This is a genomic window from Microbacterium sp. CCNWLW134 (assembly GCF_037083565.1).
In the GTDB taxonomy this organism is placed as follows: Bacteria; Actinomycetota; Actinomycetes; order Actinomycetales; family Microbacteriaceae; genus Microbacterium.
In genome coordinates this window covers 828,995-848,271 of record NZ_JBAOJU010000001.1, presented here as the reverse complement: position 1 = coordinate 848,271, position 19,277 = coordinate 828,995, and the positions used below count along the sequence as shown (strand labels likewise).

Annotated in this window: 16 protein-coding genes; 3 read left to right on the top strand and 13 right to left on the bottom strand. The window is 69.3% G+C overall.

Annotated features, from left to right (window positions below; all coding sequences use genetic code 11):
- Positions 1–42: 42 nt before the first annotated feature.
- The 5 genes from V6S02_RS03915 to V6S02_RS03895 form a co-directional block, all read right to left on the bottom strand.
- Positions 43–441 carry a DUF4190 domain-containing protein gene (locus V6S02_RS03915; protein ID WP_124292886.1) on the bottom strand — a complete coding sequence of 133 codons (399 nt, stop codon included), beginning with the start codon at positions 439–441 and terminating at the stop codon, positions 43–45.
- A 99-nt stretch (positions 442–540) separates the two neighbouring features.
- Positions 541–2,013: an aspartate ammonia-lyase gene (locus V6S02_RS03910; RefSeq protein ID WP_336399929.1), complete on the bottom strand. Its 1,473-nt coding sequence runs from the start codon at positions 2,011–2,013 to the stop codon at positions 541–543.
- Positions 2,014–2,137: 124 nt separating this feature from the next.
- On the bottom strand, positions 2,138–3,046 hold the full coding sequence (locus V6S02_RS03905) for a phosphodiesterase (protein WP_336399928.1): 909 nt from the start codon (positions 3,044–3,046) through the stop codon (positions 2,138–2,140).
- Between the two features lie 69 nt (positions 3,047–3,115).
- Complete coding sequence (locus V6S02_RS03900) at positions 3,116–3,448, bottom strand: peptidase (RefSeq protein ID WP_124292883.1); 333 nt, start codon at positions 3,446–3,448, stop codon at positions 3,116–3,118.
- Entirely contained in the window at positions 3,445–4,707 is a 1,263-nt protein-coding gene (locus tag V6S02_RS03895; RefSeq protein WP_336399927.1) for an inorganic phosphate transporter, read from the bottom strand. The genes V6S02_RS03900 and V6S02_RS03895 overlap by 4 nt, the downstream gene beginning before the upstream one ends.
- A 271-nt stretch (positions 4,708–4,978) precedes the next feature.
- Between V6S02_RS03895 and V6S02_RS03890 the strand changes: the two genes are divergently transcribed.
- Complete coding sequence (locus tag V6S02_RS03890; protein WP_336399926.1) at positions 4,979–6,604, top strand: MFS transporter; 1,626 nt, start codon at positions 4,979–4,981, stop codon at positions 6,602–6,604.
- 41 nt (positions 6,605–6,645) lie between these two features.
- Positions 6,646–8,760 carry a S9 family peptidase gene (locus V6S02_RS03885; protein WP_336399925.1) on the top strand — a complete coding sequence of 705 codons (2,115 nt, stop codon included), beginning with the start codon at positions 6,646–6,648 and terminating at the stop codon, positions 8,758–8,760.
- Between the two features lie 41 nt (positions 8,761–8,801).
- Here the strand turns inward: V6S02_RS03885 and V6S02_RS03880 are convergent, their stop codons facing one another.
- The 3 genes from V6S02_RS03880 to V6S02_RS03870 all read right to left on the bottom strand — a co-directional run bounded on the left by V6S02_RS03880 (position 8,802) and on the right by V6S02_RS03870 (position 12,992).
- Positions 8,802–9,830 (bottom strand): ATP-dependent 6-phosphofructokinase, encoded by a 1,029-nt coding sequence (locus V6S02_RS03880; RefSeq protein WP_124292879.1) that lies wholly within the window; start codon positions 9,828–9,830, stop codon positions 8,802–8,804.
- A gap of 104 nt (positions 9,831–9,934) precedes the next feature.
- The gene (locus V6S02_RS03875; protein ID WP_124292878.1) at positions 9,935–12,118 is read right to left on the bottom strand and encodes a DEAD/DEAH box helicase; all 2,184 of its coding nucleotides are present in this window, start codon (positions 12,116–12,118) and stop codon (positions 9,935–9,937) included.
- 232 nt (positions 12,119–12,350) lie between these two features.
- Positions 12,351–12,992: a hypothetical protein gene (locus V6S02_RS03870; RefSeq protein ID WP_336399924.1), complete on the bottom strand. Its 642-nt coding sequence runs from the start codon at positions 12,990–12,992 to the stop codon at positions 12,351–12,353.
- A 70-nt stretch (positions 12,993–13,062) separates the two neighbouring features.
- Here V6S02_RS03870 and V6S02_RS03865 point away from each other — a divergent pair, with 70 nt between their 5' ends.
- Positions 13,063–14,445: an MFS transporter gene (locus V6S02_RS03865; protein ID WP_336399923.1), complete on the top strand. Its 1,383-nt coding sequence runs from the start codon at positions 13,063–13,065 to the stop codon at positions 14,443–14,445.
- Here V6S02_RS03865 and V6S02_RS03860 read toward each other — a convergent pair.
- The 5 genes from V6S02_RS03860 to V6S02_RS03840 are packed head-to-tail and all read right to left on the bottom strand — an operon-like array spanning position 14,438 to position 19,276.
- The gene (locus V6S02_RS03860; protein ID WP_336399922.1) at positions 14,438–15,301 is read right to left on the bottom strand and encodes an aldehyde dehydrogenase family protein; all 864 of its coding nucleotides are present in this window, start codon (positions 15,299–15,301) and stop codon (positions 14,438–14,440) included. The genes V6S02_RS03865 and V6S02_RS03860 overlap by 8 nt on opposite strands.
- A gap of 11 nt (positions 15,302–15,312) precedes the next feature.
- Complete coding sequence (locus V6S02_RS03855) at positions 15,313–16,758, bottom strand: aldehyde dehydrogenase family protein (RefSeq protein ID WP_205783109.1); 1,446 nt, start codon at positions 16,756–16,758, stop codon at positions 15,313–15,315.
- A gap of 43 nt (positions 16,759–16,801) precedes the next feature.
- The gene (deoC, locus tag V6S02_RS03850) at positions 16,802–17,809 is read right to left on the bottom strand and encodes a deoxyribose-phosphate aldolase (protein ID WP_336399921.1); all 1,008 of its coding nucleotides are present in this window, start codon (positions 17,807–17,809) and stop codon (positions 16,802–16,804) included.
- Positions 17,810–17,855: 46 nt separating this feature from the next.
- A complete protein-coding gene (locus V6S02_RS03845) occupies positions 17,856–18,833 on the bottom strand; it encodes a bifunctional riboflavin kinase/FAD synthetase (RefSeq protein ID WP_336399920.1) in 978 nt (325 codons plus the stop codon).
- Positions 18,830–19,276, bottom strand: a complete 447-nt coding sequence (locus V6S02_RS03840; RefSeq protein WP_205783067.1) for a hypothetical protein — start codon at positions 19,274–19,276, stop codon at positions 18,830–18,832. The genes V6S02_RS03845 and V6S02_RS03840 overlap by 4 nt, the downstream gene beginning before the upstream one ends.
- Between the last annotated feature and the right edge of the window lies 1 nt (position 19,277).

The following is a 19,277-nucleotide window of genomic DNA, read 5'->3' as shown; positions in this document are numbered from 1 at the left end:
CGAGGGGACCGGCGCTTCCAGGTCGAGGCTTTCGACCGACGATCAGCTGCAGGTGATGGTGCCGCCGCCTTCGAGGTTGTGGACGCCCGGGCCGAGTTCGGCACAGGCGGCGGCGAGGCCTCCGCCGACGGCGACGGCCACGAGGATGATCACGATGATGCCGATGACCATCAGCACGGCGCTGATGATGATGGCCGCCAGCGCCCAGCCGTTCTTGACCCCGGCCTTGCGGCTCTGCACGAGAGCGACGATGCCGAGGATCAGGGCGATCAGCTGTGCGAAGAACGACAGCACGAACGCGACGATGCCCAGCGTCTTGCCGGGGACGGGCGCGCCCGGAGCGGGCTGGGCATTGTAGGCCGGCGGAGGTGCCGAGCTGTAGGCGGGCGGGGTCTGGGGAGCGCTCGGCGGAACGGCGCTCGGGTTCTGCGGGTCGGTCACGATGGCTCCTTGGTGGAGGGAAAGCGGTTCAGGGTTGCGAACGAACGCTATCGGTCCGCGCCCAGGAGCGCCAGCCTGACGCGCCGCACCGCGAAGGGGTCAGTCCGCCGACTCCGAGACGAGGTTCTCGGCCGGCAGGACGAGCGGGATCGCGGCGGTGGTCGCCTCCAGTCCCGACAGCCGCGCGGGTGAGAGCTGCTTGGTGACCTCCTCGCGCGACATCAGCCCCGCCTCCACGACGAGGTCGGCGATGTTGTGACCGGTCAACAGGGCGGTCTTGGCCAGCGCGGCGGCGGCTGCGTAGCCGATGAAGGGCGTGAGAGCCGTCACGACGCCGACGGAGGTGCCGACCATGGCGCCCAGTCGCTCTCGATTGGCGGTGATGCCGTCGATGCAGTTGACGCGCAGGGTGTGCATTCCGCGACGCATCCAGGTGATCGACTGGAAGATCGAGTGCGCGATGATCGGCTCGAAGGCGTTCAGCTGCAGCTGACCGGCCTCGACCGCCATCGTGACGGTGAGATCGGCGCCCGCCACGGCGAAGGCCACCTGGTTGACCACCTCGGGGATGACGGGGTTCACCTTCCCCGGCATGATGCTGGAGCCCGCCTGGCGCGGGGGGAGGTTGATCTCGCCGAAGCCCGCCTGCGGGCCGGAGGAGAGAAGCCGGAGGTCGTTGCAGATCTTCGACAGCTTGATCGCGTTGCGCTTCAGGGATGCCGAGAACGACATGAAGGCGCCGGTGTCGCTCGTGGACTCGACGAGGTCGGTGGCCAGCTCCAGGTCCAGACCCGTGATCGCCCGCAGGTGGGAGAGCACCGCGGTGCTGTACCCGGGCGACGCGGTGATGCCCGTGCCGATGGCCGTGGCACCCATATTGATCTCGTAGAGGAGGTAGGCGTTCTCGGTGAGCCGGTTGTAGTCCTCGCCGAGAGTGGTGGCGAACCCGTGGAACTCCTGCCCGAGGGTCATCGGCACGGCATCCTGCAGCTGCGTGCGACCGACTTTGAGGATGTCGTGGAACTCCCGCGCCTTCGCCAGGAAGGAGTGGCGGAGCAGATCGAGCTCGTCCAGGAGCGTCTTCAGGTCGAGGCTGAGGCCCACCTTGACCGCCGTCGGATAGACGTCGTTCGTGGACTGACTGCGGTTGGTGTCGTCGATCGGCGACAGGAAGGCGTAGTCGCCCTTCTGCCGGCCGGCGAGCTCGAGGGCGACGTTGGTGATGACCTCGTTGGCGTTCATGTTCGTCGAGGTGCCGGCACCACCCTGGACCACCCCGACGACGAACTGGTCGTGGTACTGGCCGTCGATGACGAGCTGGGCCGCGCGATCGATGAGGTCGGCCTTCATCGGGTCGAGGACGCCGATGTCGCGGTTCGCCCGCGCGGAGGCCTGTTTGACCATCGCCAGCGCGCGCACCAGGTCGCGGTAGACCGAGATGGGGCGCTTGCTGACGGGGAAGTTCTCCAGCGCCCGAGCGGTGTGGATGCCCCAGTAGGCGTCGGCGGGGATCTCCAGGGATCCCAGCGAATCGGATTCGGTGCGGGTGCGCGTCGTTGCGTCCGGAGCCATCGATAGTCCTTTTGGGTCGCGGCGGTCGGTGATCCCCCGAGCCTAGTCACCGGTCACGGTCTCCCCGGTGGCCCTGGCGTACAGGTGGAGCGGGCCCACTGTCCGCAGCGTCGCCTCCGATGGATCAGCGCCGCTTGCGCGAGAAGGCCTCGAGTCTCTCCTGCGGGCTCAGACGCGCCATCCGCTCGGCCCACTCCGGCGTGAAGTAGTCCCCCGTCGGTGCGTCCACGACGGGGACGACGTCGTGCGTGATCGTGGTCGGGTAGACGCGGACGACGTGGAACGACTGCCCGGCGTCGAAGCCGTTGACCTCCAGCGCCGGCAGACCGAGGTTCATGCCGTAGCACGTCGACGACGCGACCGAGACGGGGATCCCCGCGAACGTCGCGCTCGTCGAGTAGTGCAGGTGGCCCGCGAGGATCGCGCGAACATCCGTTCCCTCGAGCACGCGGGCGAGGCGGCTCTGATCGCGCAGTTCGAGGATGTCGAAGAGCGGGAGCGGCGATGGTATCGGGGGATGGTGCATGGCGAGGATGGTGCCGAGGGGCGCCGCCTCCACGAGGACGTCGGACAACCAGGCCAGCTGCGCATCGTCCAGGTCGCCGTGGTGCCAGCCGGGCACCGTGGTGTCGATGGCGACGACGCGGAGGCCGTCGAGGTCCCACACCCGGTCGAGGGGCGCCTCGCTGGGCGCCTCGTCGAGCAGGTGGCGGCGCATCGCCGGCCGCTCGTCGTGATTTCCCGCCACCCAGACGACGGGGGCCCCCAGGGCCGCCGCGACCGGTTCGACCAGTTCCCGGAGGCGGCGGTACGCGTCCGGCTCCCCGAGGTCGGTCAGGTCGCCGGTGACGACGAGGGCGTCGGGTCGCGGGCGCATCCGCTCGATCAGCCGGAGCGTCACCGCCAGATGCTCCTCGGTGTCGATCCCCGGACCGTGCAGCGCTCCCCCGGCTAGCAGGTGGGTGTCGCTCAGGTGCAGGAGCGTACGTTCGGGCGGAGGGTACTGTCCGAATCGGAGGGATGCCGCATCCATGCCCTGAGCCTAATCAGCCCCACCCCCGCGGTCCCCCGACCTCGATGCGGGAAACGTGCGCTCGAGAACTCAGTGGTTGACGACGATGAGCAGGATGCCGCCGATCACCGCGGAGGCGCAGACGGCGAAGCATCCGTACGCACCGAGGTAGGCCACCTGCTTCTGGCGCTCCGTCAGGGGGCTCTTGCGGGCGGCCTTGTCTGCGGCCTTCGCCGCGCGGCGCGCCTCTTTCGCGGAGATCACCGTGATCGCGTCGGTGAACTCAGCAGGCGTCACGACGGGGGAACGCCCGCTGCGGACGAGGAGTCGGAGCCCGAGGGCGTAGAACAGCACGACCGTGGCTGCCGCGATCAACGCGGCGAGGAAGACCTGGACGAAGGCGAACCAGTCGATCGAGATCACGACCGCTCTCCCTTCGTCCCGGTACGCTCGCGCTCGGCATCCGCCGACGCACGCTCCTCCTGTTGGCGGCGGAGGGCCCGCTGCCGACGAGTGGGGGGCGGGATGCGCGGGACGGCGATCGCCGCACCCGAGTCGGCGACCTCGCTCATCGCATTCGCCGCAGTGACCGCGTTGCGACGCGAACGCAGATAGATCGCCAGCACCACCACGCCGGCGGCGACCGCATCGATCAGAATCCCCCACGTCCCCAGCAGCACGACCACAGACGCCGCGACGGCGCCCACGGCACCGGCGGCGGGAAGAGTGAGGAGCCAGCCGACCATGATCCGGCCGACGGTGCGCCAGCGCACGATCGAGCCCCGACGGCCCAGACCCGAGCCGATCACCGAACCCGACGCGACCTGCGTCGTGGACAGGGCGAATCCGAGGGCGCTGGACGCGAGGATCGTCGAGGCCGTGGACGACTCGGCGGCGAACCCCTGCGCGGGCTTGACGTCGGTGAGTCCCTTGCCGAGTGTGCGGATGATGCGCCACCCGCCCATGTAGGTCCCCAGCGCGATCGTGACGGCGCACGCGACGATCACCCAGAGCTGCGGGTCGGGATTCGAGCTGGACTGCCATCCCACGGTGATGAGGGCGAGGGTGATGACGCCCATCGTCTTCTGCGCGTCGTTCGTGCCGTGCGCCAGCGCGACCAGAGACGACGTGAAGATCTGTCCCCACCGGAACCCGTCACGTCCATCGGGCCTGCCGTCGTGTCGCCGCGTGACGGCATAGGCGATCTTGGTGGTCGCGAACGCGATCAGCCCTGCGGTGACCGGCGCGATCAGCGCCGGCAGGATGACCTTGGACATCACGACGCCGAGGTCGATCGCCGCGAAGCCGGCACCCACGATCGTGGCCCCGATCAGCCCCCCGAACAGGGCGTGCGAGGAGCTCGAGGGCAATCCGAGGAGCCACGTGAGCATGTTCCACGAGATGGCGCCGATGAGGCCCGCGAAGATGATGGCGGGGAAGATCGCCGCCGACAGCTCGTCTTCCCGGATCATCCCTCCCGAGATCGTCTTGGCCACTTCCGTGGACAGGAAGGCCCCGACGAGGTTCAGGACGGCCGCGAGCAGGACGGCGACCTTGGGCTTGAGCGCGCCGGTCGCGATCGGAGTCGCCATGGCGTTGGCCGTGTCGTGGAACCCGTTCGTGAAGTCGAAGAACAGTGCCAGCACGATGACGAGCACGATGATCAGGGTTGCGGTCTCCACCGTTCGCTTTCCGAGAGTGTGAAAGAAGGGAGGGTGCCGACGGGATCGGCGTGTGCGAACGAAGAGTTCACCGGGAGTTAAGGAACCGGCAACCGGCCAGACAGAATCCTCGCACCGGCCCCACGCTCGGTCAACTCAGCGAGCCGACGCGACCGGATGATGTCCGGCGCACCCGTCGTCCTCCGCATCGGGTGATGCGGAGGACGCGACAAAGGTGTTGGATGTTGCCGCAGAGGCCCGGATCGGCTTCGGGGCGAAGGCAGGTGGCCGGATGAAGAAGTGGTCCGTCGTGCTGATCCTGGGCGCGGCACAGTTCGTGATGGTGCTCGACAGCACCGTCATGAACGTCTCGATCTCCACCGTGGTGGCCGACCTCGACAGCAGCGTGACCGCGATGCAGTCCGCGATCACGTTCTACACGCTGACGATGGCCGCCACGATGCTGCTCGGCGCGAAGCTCGGCGACATCTGGGGCCGGCGCCGCGCGCTCGTCATCGGATCGATCGTGTACGCCGCGGGGTCGCTGCTGACAGCCCTGAGCCCGAACATGCTGACGCTCTTCCTCGGATGGTCCGTCATCGAAGGTCTCGGTGCGGTACTCGTCATCCCCGCCATCGCCGCCCTGATCGCCGACAACTACGACGGAAGCGATCGGGTGACGGCCTTCGCCACCATCGGCGCCGTCTCCGGTGCCGCCGTCGCCGCGGGCCCGCTCATCGGCGGATTCATGACCACCTATCTGAGCTGGCGCTATGTGTTCGCGGGCGAGGTCGTCATCATGGCGGTGGTCGTGCTCTTCGCCGGGCGTATCGGTGAGAAGGCTGCGCGCCAGCGCGTCGGAATCGATGCCCTGAGCGTGCTGCTGTCGGCGTCCGGCCTCGTCGCGGTCGTGTACGGGATGCTGCAGAGCAAGGTCTGGGGATGGATCATCCCGCTGCACTCCCCCGAGATCGGCGGCGTGGCGATCGCACCGCTGGGCATCTCGCTCACGGCGTGGCTGATCGTCGCCGGAGGCGTGCTCCTGACCCTCTTCTTCGCGCGGCAGCGCCGCTTGGTCGCCCGAGGACGCGACCCGTTGCTGCACGCAGAGCTGCTCTCCATCCGCCGGCTGCGCAGCGGCCTGGGCGTGCTCGGCGGTCAGTACGCGATCACCGCGGGACTGTTCTTCATGGTCCCGGTCTACCTCCAGATGACGCTCGGCTTCGACGCCCTCGAGACCGGCATCCGCATCTTCCCACTCTCGGTCTCGCTGATCCTGTTCTCGATCTTCGGCACCCGCCTGGCCACGCGCTGGTCGCCCAAGCGCATCGTGCGCGTCGGTCAATGGACCCTCGCGGCGAGCTGCCTCGTGCTGCTCTCCGCCGTCGACCCCGAGCTGTCCAGCCCCGCATTCGGGCTGGGGATGTTCTGTGCGGGCGCCGGCCTCGGAGTCCTGGCCTCGCAGCTGGGCAATGTGAACATGTCGTCGGTCACCGAGAAGGAGACGAGCGAAGTCGGGGGCCTGCAGGGCGTCTTCCAGAACCTGGGCTCATCCCTCGGCACCGCCCTCATCGGATCGATCCTGATCAGCACCCTCGCCACCTCCTTCGCGAGCGGCGTCGCACAGAGCACGCTGCCGGCCGAAACGCAGACGGTCGTCGCCGAACGCACGGCGGGCGGAGTGCAGATCGTCCCGGCCGACAGCGTGCCGCAGATCGCGACCGACGCAGGCCTCAGCGATCAGGAAGCGACCGAACTGCAGACGGTGTACGTCCAATCCCAGCTCGCGTCGCTGCGCACCGCCCTGTTCGGTCTCATCCTGCTCGCGCTGGCATCGCTGCTCCTCTCGCGCGGCATCCCGGACGACGTCCCTCCACCCCGGCGCACACGCGTCACGGCACGCGACGCGACCTCCTAGCGAGCCCGATCACGGCCGGAGGAGTCGACTAGCGTGGGAAAGTGACCACCGCCGCCGCATCACCCACACCGCCCGTCGCCGCCCGCACGCCGATCGTGCGCAGTCACCATGGCGACGATGTCGAAGACGCCTACGAGTGGCTCCGGGCGAAGGAGGATCCGGCCGTCATCGCACATCTGGAGGCCGAGAACGCCTACACCGCCGCACGCACCGCTCACCTGGCGGGCCTGCGGGAGCGGGTGTTCGAGGAGATCAGGTCCCGCACCCTGGAAACCGACCTCTCCGTCCCCAGCCGTCACGGCGACTGGTGGTACTACGGCCGAACCGTCGCAGGCAAGCAGTACGGCATCCAGTGCCGCGCTCCCCTCGCGTCTTCGGACGACTGGACCCCACCCGTGCTCTCGCCGGATGCCGAGGTCGCCGGCGAGGAGATCCTGCTCGACAGCAACGTCGAGGCCGAGGGTCAGGAATTCTTCTCCCTGGGCAGCTTCGACGTCTCGACAGACGGCTCGCGCATGCTGTTCGGTGTCGATGTCACCGGCGATGAGCGGTACACGATCCGTGTCCGAGACCTCGCGAGCGGCCGTCAGCTCCCCGACGAAATCCCCGATACCTTCGCCGGGGCGAGCTTCTCGCCCGACGGCCGGTTCATCGTCTACACCACGGTCGACGACGCCTGGCGCCCCGACACCGTCTGGCTCCACGAGATCGGCACGCCCGTCTCCGATGACGCCAAGCTCTTCCACGAGCCCGACGAGCGGTACTGGGTGGGCGCCGGATTCACGCGCAGCGAGCGCTACCTCGTCATCAGCCTGGGCTCGTCCATCACCTCCGAGGAATGGCTCGTCGACGCGACCGACCTGACGTCCGAGCCGCGGGTGATCTGGCCGCGCCGCGAGGGCGTGGAGTACGACGTCTCGCACGCCGTCGTCGACGGGGAGGACGTGCTGTACATCCTCCACAACGACGGCGCGCTCGACTTCGAACTCGTCCGCGTGTCGGCGGCCGACCCGCAGGGCGCCCGCCACAGCGTCATCCCCCATCGCCCCGGCATCCGTCTGCTCGGTCTTTCGACCTTCCGCGACTGGGGTGTAATCGGCTACCGCCGCGAAGGCCTGGCACGACTCGGGATGCTCGATTACGCCGCATCGACGGTGTCGGAGATCGAATTCGACGAGCCGTTGTACTCGGTGGGCACCGGCGGGAACCCCGAGTGGGCTCCGCCGATGCTTCGGCTGTCGTACGGCTCTTTCGTCACCCCCGGCACCGTGTTCGACTACGAGATCGCCACCGGCGACCTGCTGCTGCGCAAGCGGCAGCCGGTGCTCGGCGGCTACGATCCCGCCGAGTACGGACAGGCGCGCGTCTGGGCCCGCGCCGACGACGGCACGCAGGTGCCGGTGTCGCTGGTGTGGAAGCGGTCATTCGGCGAGCCCGGTGCAGCGCCGCGCCCCGTGCACCTCTACGGCTACGGCTCGTACGAGCACTCCATCGAGCCGGGTTTCTCGGTGCCGCGCCTGTCGGAGCTCGATCGCGGGGTGGTCTTCGCCGTCGCCCACGTGCGCGGGGGCGGAGAGATGGGTCGGCAGTGGTACGAGGACGGCAAGCTCCTGGCCAAGCGCAACACCTTCACCGACTTCGTCGCCGCCGCGCAGCACCTCATCGACGGCGGATACACCACCCCCGACCGGATGGTCGCTGAGGGCGGAAGCGCCGGCGGGCTGCTCATGGGCGCGGTGGCCAATCTCGCACCCGAAAGCTTCGCCGGAATCCTCGCCGACGTGCCCTTCGTCGATGCGCTGACGACGATCCTCGACCCGTCGCTGCCCCTGACCGTCATCGAGTGGGACGAGTGGGGTGACCCGCTCCACGACGCCGACGTCTATGCCTACATGAAGTCGTACACGCCCTACGAGAATGTTCGTGAGGGGGTGCGGTATCCCCGCGTGCTCGCGGTGACCTCGCTCAATGACACCCGCGTGCTCTACGTCGAGCCGGCGAAGTGGGTCGCGCGGCTGAGGGAGGTCGGCGCCGACGCGCTGCTGAAGTGCGAGATGGTCGCCGGTCACGGGGGCGTGTCGGGTCGGTACAACGCGTGGCGGGAGCGGGCTTTCGAGCTGGCGTGGCTGCTGGACGTGCTGGGCGTCGCGGACTGACGCATCGCTGGGACATGCCGGCGCGGCGCGCGCGGCGCGGTTCAGCCGAAGAGCGCGGCGGCTTCGTCGTAGCGGTAGCGCGGCACGGTGTTGAGCTCGCCCAGCGCCTCGGCGAAGGGCACGCGCACGATGTCGGTGCCGCGGAGCGCCACCATCTTGCCCCACTCGGCGTCCATCACCGCGTCGGCGGTGTGAAGCCCCAGCCGGGTGGCGAGCACCCGGTCGAATCCCGAGGGAGATCCGCCCCGCTGGATGTGGCCGAGCACCGTGGCGCGGGTCTCGATCCCGGTGATTCGCTCGATCTCGGGGGCGAGCACCTCGCTGATGCCGCCAAGGCGCGGGCGGTTGAACGCGTCGAGACCCTTGTCGCTGAACGCCTCGTCCATGCCTTTGAGCTTGAAGCCCTCCGAGACGACCACCAGCGGGGCGCGACCACGATCGTGCGCCTTGGTCACCAGCTCGCAGATGTCGTCGATCGTCAGCGGTACCTCGGGGATGAGGATCGCGTGCGCGCCTGCGGCGATGCCGGCGTGCAGCGCGATCCAGCCGACGTGGCGCCCCATGACCTCGGCGACCATGCAGCGCTGATGCGAGTCGCCCGTGGTGCGGAGGCGGTCCATCGCCTCCGAGGCGATGTTGACGGCGGTGTCGAAGCCGAACGAATAATCGGTGGCCCGCAGGTCGTTGTCGATGGTCTTCGGGACGCCGATGACGTTGATGCCGTCCTTCGACAGGCGGTCGGCGGCGGCGAGGGTCCCCTCGCCGCCGATCGCGATGATCCCGTCGATGCGATGACCGTAGAGCGTCTTGGCGATGTTCTCCGCTCCCCCGCGCGACCCCTCGTAGGGATTCGTGCGGCTGGTGCCGAGGATCGTTCCCCCGACCTTGGACAGACCCTTCACCTCGTGGCGGGTGAGGGGGAAGAAGTCCGCGTCCACCACACCGCGCCAGCCGTCGCGGATGCCGACGAACTCGAGGTTGTAGGTGGTCGTGCCCTTCAGCACGACGCCGCGGATGACGGCGTTCAGGCCGGGGCAGTCGCCGCCGCTGGTCAGGATGCCGATCTTCATGTGTGTCCTTGGTGCTCTCGGGGTGGGGCTATCGGCGACGCTGCCTCACCCCGAGAGTACTGCCGGATGCCCGGGGCGCACCAACCCGGTGCGCCCGGCGCTGTTCAGACCTCGCCCAGCGCCCGCCGCGTGAGATGCATGAGCGCCGACAGCTGCACCGAGTCGCTGGACTCGGGGTCGACGGCGATGCCGTCGAGAGCGCGCTGAGCCAGCCCCTGCTTGGAGTCGATGAGTTCGGCGATCTTGGTGTCGATCGTGTGCGCGGCGATGATGCGCCACGCCGTGACCGGCTCGGCCTGGCCGATGCGGTGCACACGATCGATGGCCTGCGTCTGCTCCGCGGCCGTCCACGACAGCTCTGCCAGCACGACATTGGAGGCCGCCTGCATGTTGACACCGACGCCCGCAGCCGTCAGCGAACACACCGCGACGCCGACCTCGGGGTCGTTGTTGAAGGCGTCGATGGCCTCCTGGCGTGCGGCGGAGGTCTGATCTCCGCGAAGCGACACCGACCGCAGACCCGACGCGCGGAAATGCGCCTCTGCGGCATCCATGACGTCGATGTGCTTGGCGAAGAACACCACCTTGCCCACCGAGCGCTGCAGCTGCACCGCGTAATCGGCCGCGAGATGGGCCTTCGCCTGACCGATGCGACGCACCATGGTGAAGACGTTCTCGGACCCTGTCCCCTGCGCCTTGGATTCGTCGAGCTCGTTCTGCGCGACCAGGCGCACGATGTCGTCGTCGAGCTCTCCGGGCAGGTGCAGGGTCGCCTGCCCCTGGCGAGCGGTGCCGCGGGCCTCGATGATCCGGCGGTAGCGCGCCGCGAGACGTTCGCCGAGCTCGCGCTCTGCCTGGCGGATCGATCGACCGAACTCGTCATCGAGCTCGACGGGAAGATCGGCGATGAGCTTGTCAGGCAGGTCGGCCGCGACATCCGTCTTCAGACGCCGGACGATCCCCATCGAGATGACCGCCTCACGGGCAGCGGGGTAGAACGCCTTGTCGGCCGGAGTGAGCCCCGACTCGTCGAGCTTCTCCATCAGCTCCGGCCCCGGCTTCTCGCCGTTGGTCCAGCCGAGGAAGCGCCAGATGGCGTCGAAGTCCTCGACGTCGTTGATCAGCGGCGTTCCGGTGAGGGCGAGCATGAGCGGATCGCGCACCTGCTGACGGATGCGACCCGCCAGGGCGAGGACGTTCTGCGAACGGAGCGAGGTGAGGTTCTTGATGAAGTGGGCCTCGTCGACGACCATGCCCTTCAGGCCGATGGAGCTCAGCCACGACAGGTGCCGGTCGAGGATCTCGTAGTTGACGATGAACACGTCGGCGAAGGCGTCCATCGCTTCGCCGTCGCCGTGGATGACGGTGGCGCGACGCTGCGGTGTCCAGCGCGCGACCTCGCGCGCCCAGTTCATCTTCACCACATTCGGGACGACAGCCAGCAGCGGATAGGCGTCGGCGACCGAGGCGGCGAGCACCGACTCGGCGGTCTTGCCCAGACCCGGCTCGTCGGCCAGGAGGAAGGATCGGTGACCCTGACGCACCGCCTCGAGGAAACGCGACTGGTGCGGCATGACCTCCAGGCCCTTGGGCGAGAGACGGTCGAACTCGGGGACGGGGGGAAGATCCATGGATGCCGCTCCGCCGCCGGCCCCGGTCTCGAAGGCCTTGTACAGCGGGCCCATGAGCTCCCAGCCGTCGAGGCGACGGCGGATGTTGTCCTTGGGCGCCAGGCGCGACAGGTCCGGGGCGAGGAACGGGTTCGCCATCTGGCGGGCTTCGACGGTGGCGGGCACGACCTGGCGCTCGGCGAGCGCCGCGGGCACGACCTGCGCGGGGGCCGGGGCGCTGTCGGTGATGATCAGCTCGTCCGGCGGCAGCTCGGCGCCGGACTCCAGCAGCCAGTCGCGCCGCATGCGGCGGGCGACCGGCGAGGTGGCCTGGTCGACTTCGAGCAGCTGGATCAGCGAGGTGTCGCGTGCCGCGGTCTTGGCGAGGATCGTCGCGACACCGTCGAGCCGCTTCAGCAGCTCCGAGCGGGTGGCGTCGGTGATCTCGGTGTCGGCTTTGACCCGCGCCCGCTCCTCGCGGACGAGGAACGCGATCACCTGGAACTTGACGCGATTGGTGGGGCCGAGCTTGCCGCGCTGGGCTTTGGCCTCGACCTCGCGAACCTTGCGGGCGAGGATCGGGATGACGGGGGCGTCGTCGTCACGGCGGGACGATGACCTTCTGCGGCCCGACGCCGAACGTGAGCGCGAATCCTGGGCGGGTGCCGTGGTCGGCATGCTCCTCCTGAGCGTGAGTGCCGGTGAGGACCGGCGGGTGTCCGGCGAGGCCGGTGAGAGCGACGGGGTCCGCGGGCGGCGGTCCGTCACGACGCGGGTCGGAGGTCTCGGCCGGGCGGCTGCGGGCACTCGCTTCAGCGAGCTGCGGCGACGCCGATGAGATCTCCGGCATCGATTCTAGCGCGCCGTCGGCCCGCGCGCCCACTCCGGGCGCGCCGTGCGACGCGTCGGGTCACCCCCACAGCGTTCGGACGATGTCCTCGCTGTATCCCTCGGGGGTGAAATTGATGTAGGCGGTGGCCACCCATCCGTTGTCACGGACGACGTGGGTCTCGCCCCGGAGATACGGCACGTCGTCGAGCGAGACACCGCGCTGCTCGATCCGGCAGACGGTCCCGCCCAGCGCCTCCTCGCACCCGAATCCCGCCTCGACCAGGGCGGTGCGCAGCGCCGCCGCCTGCGCTGCATCGATCACCGTGACGGTGGTGGCGAGACCGGATTCGCTCGGAGTACCCCACGAGCAGCGGATCGACGGGGGCCCGGCGGCGAGGATCTCGAGCCCGACGGCGTTCTCCGTGGAGTACATCGTGACGCCCGGATCGTTCAGCGGCGGGTTCTGCCCGTTCAACGACGCCAGCATGTCGGCGGAGTAGATGTCCTCGCAGCGTTCGGGCAGCTGCAGGGTGTCCGGCAGCATCGTCTCGATGGGCGACGGAATCGGCACGGGCGTGACCGGCGTTGCGCTCGGCGACGGCGACGTCGTCGACGCCGTGGGAGAGGGGCTTCCGCCCGGCTCGGGCACGCAGCCGGCGGCCACGGCGAGGACCACGACCACGCCCGCCCCGGCAGCGACGGCTCGTCGGATGTTCGTCATGGCTGCTCCTCCCCGGCCGGCGTCCGCGGCATCCGGCTCTCGACCCTACCCGCGGGAGTAGGGTGAGCGCGTGACCGATCGGCCCGCGGTGCGTGAGCGTGTCGTCCTTCTTGTGGCGATTCTGGCATCGTTCGTCGCCTTCCTCGACAGCACCGTCGTCACCGTCGCCCTCCCGGCCATCGCCGAGGAGCTCGGCGGAGGACTCGCAACCCAGCAGTGGGTGGTCGACGCCTACCTCATCACGCTGGGTGCGCTCATCCTGGTCGCGGGTTCTCTCAGCGACGTGTTCGGCCGTGTGGTGGTGCTGGTGTGGGGCCTCATCGGGTTCGGAGCGACCTCCGTCGCGATCGCCGCGGCCCCCACAGCGGAGTTCCTCATCGTCGCCCGCGGGCTCCAGGGGGTCGCCGGCGCCCTGCTCGTGCCGAGCTCGCTCGCCCTCATCACCGCGACCTTCCGCGGTCCCGCGCAGGCGCGGGCCATCGGCACGTGGACCGGCGCGACGACGGCGGCGATGCTCGTCGGCCCCCTCCTCGGCGGTGTCTTCGTCGACCTGCTGTCCTGGCGCCTGGCGTTCCTGATCAACGTCGTCCCCATCGCGGTGACGCTCTCCCTCCTTCCGAAGATGGGCCTGGCCGAGAAGCGCGATCCCACCCGCAGCGTGGATTGGGCGGGCGCGGCGATGTGCGCCGTCGGGCTCGGCGGGGTGGTCTTCGCCCTCATCGAACAGCCCAACCTCGGGTGGTCCTCCCCCCTCATCTGGGCGACGCTGGTCGTCGGCATCCTCTCCTTCGCCGGCTTCCTCCTCCGCCAGCGTTCGGCTCGCAGCCCCATGATGCCGCTCGGACTCTTCCGCGTCCGCAACTTCTGGACCGGCAACATCGCCACCGCCTTCATCTACGGCGCGCTGTCGTTGAACGGGTTCGTGGTCGGTGTGTACCTGCAGCAGGGTGCCGGGCTCCCCGCGACGCTCGCGGGGCTGGCGATGCTCCCCAGCACCGTGCTGCTCATCCTGCTCAGTTCGCGTGTCGGCACGCTGGCCGGCAGGATCGGCCCGCGCCTGTTCATGACGGTCGGACCGCTGCTCATGGCCGCGGGCGCCCTGCTGCTGCTGACCGTGTCGGAGAGTTTCGATTACTGGTGGCAGGTGTTTCCGAGCGTCGTGATCTTCGGTCTGGGGCTTGCGGTGACCGTGTCGCCCCTCACCTCGGCGATCCTCGGCGCGATCGACAGCTCACGCTCGGGAATCGCCTCAGCAGTGAACAACGCCGTCGCCCGTGTGGCGGGTCTGCTGGTGATCGCCGCCCTCGGCACGATCGTCGGCGGTTCCCTGGATCTCGACGGCTTCCACCGGGCCGCGATCGTGACCGCGGTGTTCCTCGCGATCGGCGGACTCGTGTCGTGGCTGGGGATCCGCAATCCCGCGCCGCTGGCTCAGCCCTCCGAGATCAGATGAGGCTCTTGGTGTGCCAGACCGTCTTCACCTCGGTGAACGCGCTGATGCGCTGAAGGCTCGGCGTCGCGGCGTCGGGGCCCTGCTCGGGCGGCAGCACGCGCGTGAGCGTCTCGGCCGCCTTCACCTGCAGGTCGACCCAGTCGATGCCTCCGGCGCCGACGAGGTCGAGCGCGTGCACGTCGGGGTGACCCGCCAGCCACGGCGCGATCTCGGCAGGTGACCCGGTGAGGATGTTGACCACGCCGCCCGGGACGTCGGAGGTGGCGAGCACCTCGGCGAGGCTGATGGCCGAGAGGGGGAAGGCCTCCGAGGCGACGACGACCACGGTGTTGCCCGCGACGAGGGCCGGCGCGACCGCGGAGACCAGCCCGACGAGGGCGGTGTCCTGCGGCGCGATGATCGCCACCACGCCCGTGGGTTCGGGCACCGAGAGGTTGAAGTACGGCCCCGCCACCGGGTTGGCGTTGCCGGTGACCTGCGCGAACTTGTCGCACCAGCCGGCGTACCAGACCCACCGATCGATGGCCTCGTCGACCTCCGCGGCCGCCGTGGACTGCGACAGCCCCGTCTGCGCGATGATCTCGTCGATGAACTGGCCGCGGCGGCCCTCGAGCACCTCGGCGACGCGGTAGAGCACCTGGCCCCGGTTGTACGCGGTCGCGCCGGACCAGGTCTTCACGGCGCCGACGGCCGCGCCGACGGCATCGCGGGCGTCCTTGCGCGACGCCTGCGCGGCATTGGCGAGGAAGGCGCCCTTGGGCGCGCGAACCTCGAAGGTGCGACCCGATTCGCTGCGGGGGAACGCACCGCCGATGAAGAGCTTGTAGGTCTTGGGAACGGTCAAACGCTGTGTCATGTCCTCGGTCCTCAGCTGTTCGCGGTGCTCTTGAGGTACGCCAGCAGTCCGTGACGACCGCCTTCGCGTCCGTAGCCGGATTCCTTGTAGCCGCCGAACGGACTCGACGGGTCGAAGCGGTTGAAGGTGTTGGCCCACACCACTCCGGCCCGCAGGCGATCGGCGACCGCGAGGATGCGCGACCCCTTGTCGCTCCAGATGCCGGCCGAGAGACCGTACGGGGTGTTGTTCGCCTTCTCGATGGCCTCCGCGGGGGTGCGGAAGGTCAGCACCGACAGCACCGGCCCGAAGATCTCATCGCGCGCGATGCGGTGGCTGGTCTGCACACCGGTGAAGATCGTCGGCGGGAACCAGAAGCCGTTGTCGGGGATGACGCAGTCCGCGCTCCAGCGCTCCGCGCCCTCCTCCTCGCCGATGCGGCTGAGTTCGCGGATGCGGTCCAGCTGCTCCCGGGAGTTGATCGCGCCGATGTCGGTGTTCTTGTCGAGCGGGTCACCCAGACGGAGGGTGGACAGGCGCGCCTTCAGCCGCTCGACGACCTCGTCGTGGATCGACTCCTGCACGAGCAGCCGGCTGCCCGCGCAGCAGACGTGGCCCTGGTTGAAGAAGATCCCGTTGACGATCCCCTCGATGGCCTGGTCGATCGGCGCGTCCTCGAAGACGATGTTCGCCGCCTTGCCGCCGAGTTCGAGGGTGAGCTTCTTGGGGGTGCCGGCGACGGCGCGGGCGATCTCGCGTCCGACGGCGGTCGAACCGGTGAAGGCCACCTTGTCGACATCGGGATGACGCACGAGCGCCGCGCCCGTGGCGCCCGCACCGGTGATGATGTTGACCACGCCCGGCGGAAGGTCGGCCTGCTGCAGGATCTCGGCGAACAGGAGCGCCGAGAGCGGCGTGGTCTCGGCGGGCTTGAGCACCACCGTGTTCCCTGCGGCCAGGGCCGGAGCGACCTTCCACGCGAGCATCAGCAGCGGGAAGTTCCACGGGATCACCTGGGCGGCCACCCCGAGCGGGCGGGGGTTCGCGCCGGCGCCGGCGTAGTCGAGCTTGTCGGCCCATCCCGCGTAGTAGAAGAACCATGCGGCGACCTGCGGGATGTCGACGTCGCGGCTCTCCTTGATGGGCTTGCCGTTGTCGAGGCTCTCCGCGACCGCGAGCTCGCGGGCGCGCTCCTGGACGAGGCGGGCGATCCGGAAGAGGTACTTTCCGCGGTCGCGTCCCGACATGGTCGACCAGGTCTTGTCGAACGCCCGACGCGCGGCGGCGACGGCGGCGTCGACGTCGGCGTCGTCGGCGTGGGCGACCGTGGCGATGCGCTTCTCATCGGCCGGCGACACGGTGTCGAACGGGGCCCCTGATCCGGGACGGAACTCACCGTCGACGAAGAGGCCGTACTCGTCCTGCAGGGTGAGGATCGACCGGGACTCGGGTGCCGGGGCGTAGTCGAGGAAGGACATGGATTCTTTCGTGGTGTCGAGCTCGCGGGTCATCCGGGTCTCCTCAGTCGATCGTGACGTAGTCGGCGCCGGTGTAGTGGCCGGTGCGCAGCTTCTGCCGCTGGCGGAGGACGTCGTTCAGCAGGGACGACGCGCCGTAGCGGAACAGGTGCGGCTGGAGCCACTCCTCCCCCACCGTCTCGGCCACGAGCACCAGGTAGGCGATGGCGTCCTTGGCGGTGCGGATGCCGCCGGCGGGCTTGACCCCGACCCGCTGCCCCGTGGCGCGATACCAGTCGCGCACCACCTCGAGCATGAGGAGGGTCGTCGGGCGCGTGGCGGCCGGCTGCACCTTGCCGGTGGAGGTCTTGATGAAGTCGGCTCCGGCGAGGATCGCCAGCCACGAGGCGCGCTTGATGTTGTCGTAGGTGTTCAACTCGCCGGTCTCGAGGATGACCTTCAGCGACGCGAAGGAGCCGTCCGCGCGGCGGCACGCCTGTTTGGCCTGGACGATCTGGTCGAACACCAACCCGTAGCGGCCCGACAGGAAGGCCCCGCGATCGATCACCATGTCGATCTCGTCGGCCCCGGCTGCCACCGCCTCTGCGGTGTCGGCGAGCTTGATCGCCAGCGACGAACGGCCGCTGGGGAACGCGGTGGCCACGGCGGCGACGCTGATGAGGCCGTCGTCGGGATCGCCGTGCGCGCCGCCGAGAGCGGCGACGGCATCGGGAACCATGTCGCCGTACACGCAGACGGCCGCCACGCGCGGACAGGTGGGATCGGACGGATCGGGAGTGAGAGCCTTGGCGACGAGGGAGCGGACCTTGCCCGGGGTGTCGGCACCCTCGAGGGTCGTGAGGTCGATGAGCTCGATGATGCGGTCAAGCGCCCAGCCCTTGGAGGTCGTCTTGATCGAACGGGTCCCGAGGGCTGCGGCGCGCTGTTCGAGTCCGACGGCGTCGACGCCGGGAAGTCCGTGGATGTAGCGCCGGAGGGTCGTGTCATCAGGCTCCCCGCCGAGGAGATCGACGGCGCGCTCGGCGAGCGTCTGCAGTTCGGTGCGGCTCATGGCCCTTCCCTTTCCCGGTTTGCCTGCGGTCGGGCAAACCTCAAGCCTAGACGGTCAGCGCCGCGCGCACACGGTCGACGTCGTCGGCCATCTGCGCGATCAGCTGCGGAATCCCCTCGAAAGCCCCCATGGCCCGGATGCGACGACGGAACTGCACCTCGACGCGATGACCGTAGAGGTCGAGGTCGGTTTCGTCGAGGACGTACGCCTCCACCTGCCGGCCGGTGACATCGTCGAAGGTGGGGTTGGTTCCGATGCTGACGGCGGCCGGATAGCGGATGCTGCTGCGCGGGCCCTCGGTCGGACTCTCGGCCATCGGCCCCTCGTCCACGAGCCAGCCGGCGTAGACGCCGTCGGCGGGGACGTATCCTTCGCGATCCGCGGACAGGTTGGCGGTGGGGTAGCCGAGCTCCCTCCCCCGCTTGAGTCCGTGCACGACCTCTCCCCGCACCGACGGGGCTCGTCCGAGAAGCTTCGCTGCGGTGTCGACGTCGCCGACTTCGAGGAGTTCGCGGATCCACGTCGACGACACGCGGCGCTCGCCCTCGACGGCTCGGACGTCATCGACGACCTGCAGGGAGAAGCCGTACTCGGCGGCGAGCTCCTCGAGGAGCGCCACATCTCCTGCGCCGCCCCGGCCGAACCGGAAGTCGCGACCGACCAGCAGCATCGCCACCCCGAGGGCGTCGACCAGCAGCGTGCGGACGAACTGCCGCGGCTCGAGGTCGGCGAGCGTGCGGTCGAAGGTCAACATGAGCGTGGCGTCCACGCCCGCCTCCGCCAGCAGCCTCAGCTTCTGGTCGGGACCGACGAGGCTCTCCGGGCAGAGATCAGGGCGCAGGAGCGCGAGCGGGTTGCGGTCGAAAGTCACCGCGACGACCGGAGTGCCCATCGTTGCGGCGTTGACTCTGGCCCGCTCGATGAGTGCGCGGTGACCGGCGTGCACGCCGTCGAACTTCCCGATCGCGACGACGGAGGGACCGAAGCCGGTGGGGATGTCCTCCGGGCTGCGGAAGACGATCATCGCGCCACCGCGTCGGCAGGAGCCGGCGCAGCCGGGCGTACCGCGGGGCGATGCAGGATCAGCCACCAGAGCCCGAGGAAGGGAAGCACCAGAGGGATCAGCAGATAGCCCGCTCCGAACCACGACCACACGGTGGGGTGAGCGAAGAGGTCGGGCAGGAGGAAGCTGAGCGTCCCGATGATGAGGACCCCCGCGAGCTCGAAGCAGATCGCGATCCACGCCACGCGGTACCAGGTGCGCGACCCGGAGAAGATCAGCGCGAGCGTGGCGAGGATGTAGACGACCGCCGCGAGCGCCGAGAGCGAGTAGGCGAGCGGGGCCTCGTCGAACTCCCGGACGATCTGGACGAAGGAGCGACCGGTCGCGGCCAGCGCCATGATGCCGTAGACGACGACGAGGACGCGGCCGATGCCGGTCATGCGGGGGCGGGGGGTCGAGATCATT

Excerpts from the sequence above, each read along its gene's own strand:
- V6S02_RS03910 (WP_336399929.1), bottom strand. The coding sequence starts at position 2,013 with ATGGCTCCGGACGCAACGACGCGCACCCGCACCGAATCCGATTCGCTG.
- V6S02_RS03905 (WP_336399928.1), bottom strand. The coding sequence starts at position 3,046 with ATGGATGCGGCATCCCTCCGATTCGGACAGTACCCTCCGCCCGAACGT.
- V6S02_RS03890 (WP_336399926.1), top strand. The coding sequence starts at position 4,979 with ATGAAGAAGTGGTCCGTCGTGCTGATCCTGGGCGCGGCACAGTTCGTG.
- V6S02_RS03880 (WP_124292879.1), bottom strand. The coding sequence starts at position 9,830 with ATGAAGATCGGCATCCTGACCAGCGGCGGCGACTGCCCCGGCCTGAAC.
- V6S02_RS03875 (WP_124292878.1), bottom strand. The coding sequence starts at position 12,118 with ATGCCGACCACGGCACCCGCCCAGGATTCGCGCTCACGTTCGGCGTCG.
- V6S02_RS03870 (WP_336399924.1), bottom strand. The coding sequence starts at position 12,992 with ATGACGAACATCCGACGAGCCGTCGCTGCCGGGGCGGGCGTGGTCGTG.
- V6S02_RS03860 (WP_336399922.1), bottom strand. The coding sequence starts at position 15,301 with ATGACACAGCGTTTGACCGTTCCCAAGACCTACAAGCTCTTCATCGGC.
- V6S02_RS03855 (WP_205783109.1), bottom strand. The coding sequence starts at position 16,758 with ATGTCCTTCCTCGACTACGCCCCGGCACCCGAGTCCCGGTCGATCCTC.
- deoC (WP_336399921.1), bottom strand. The coding sequence starts at position 17,809 with ATGAGCCGCACCGAACTGCAGACGCTCGCCGAGCGCGCCGTCGATCTC.
- V6S02_RS03845 (WP_336399920.1), bottom strand. The coding sequence starts at position 18,833 with ATGATCGTCTTCCGCAGCCCGGAGGACATCCCCACCGGCTTCGGTCCC.
- V6S02_RS03840 (WP_205783067.1), bottom strand. The coding sequence starts at position 19,276 with ATGATCTCGACCCCCCGCCCCCGCATGACCGGCATCGGCCGCGTCCTC.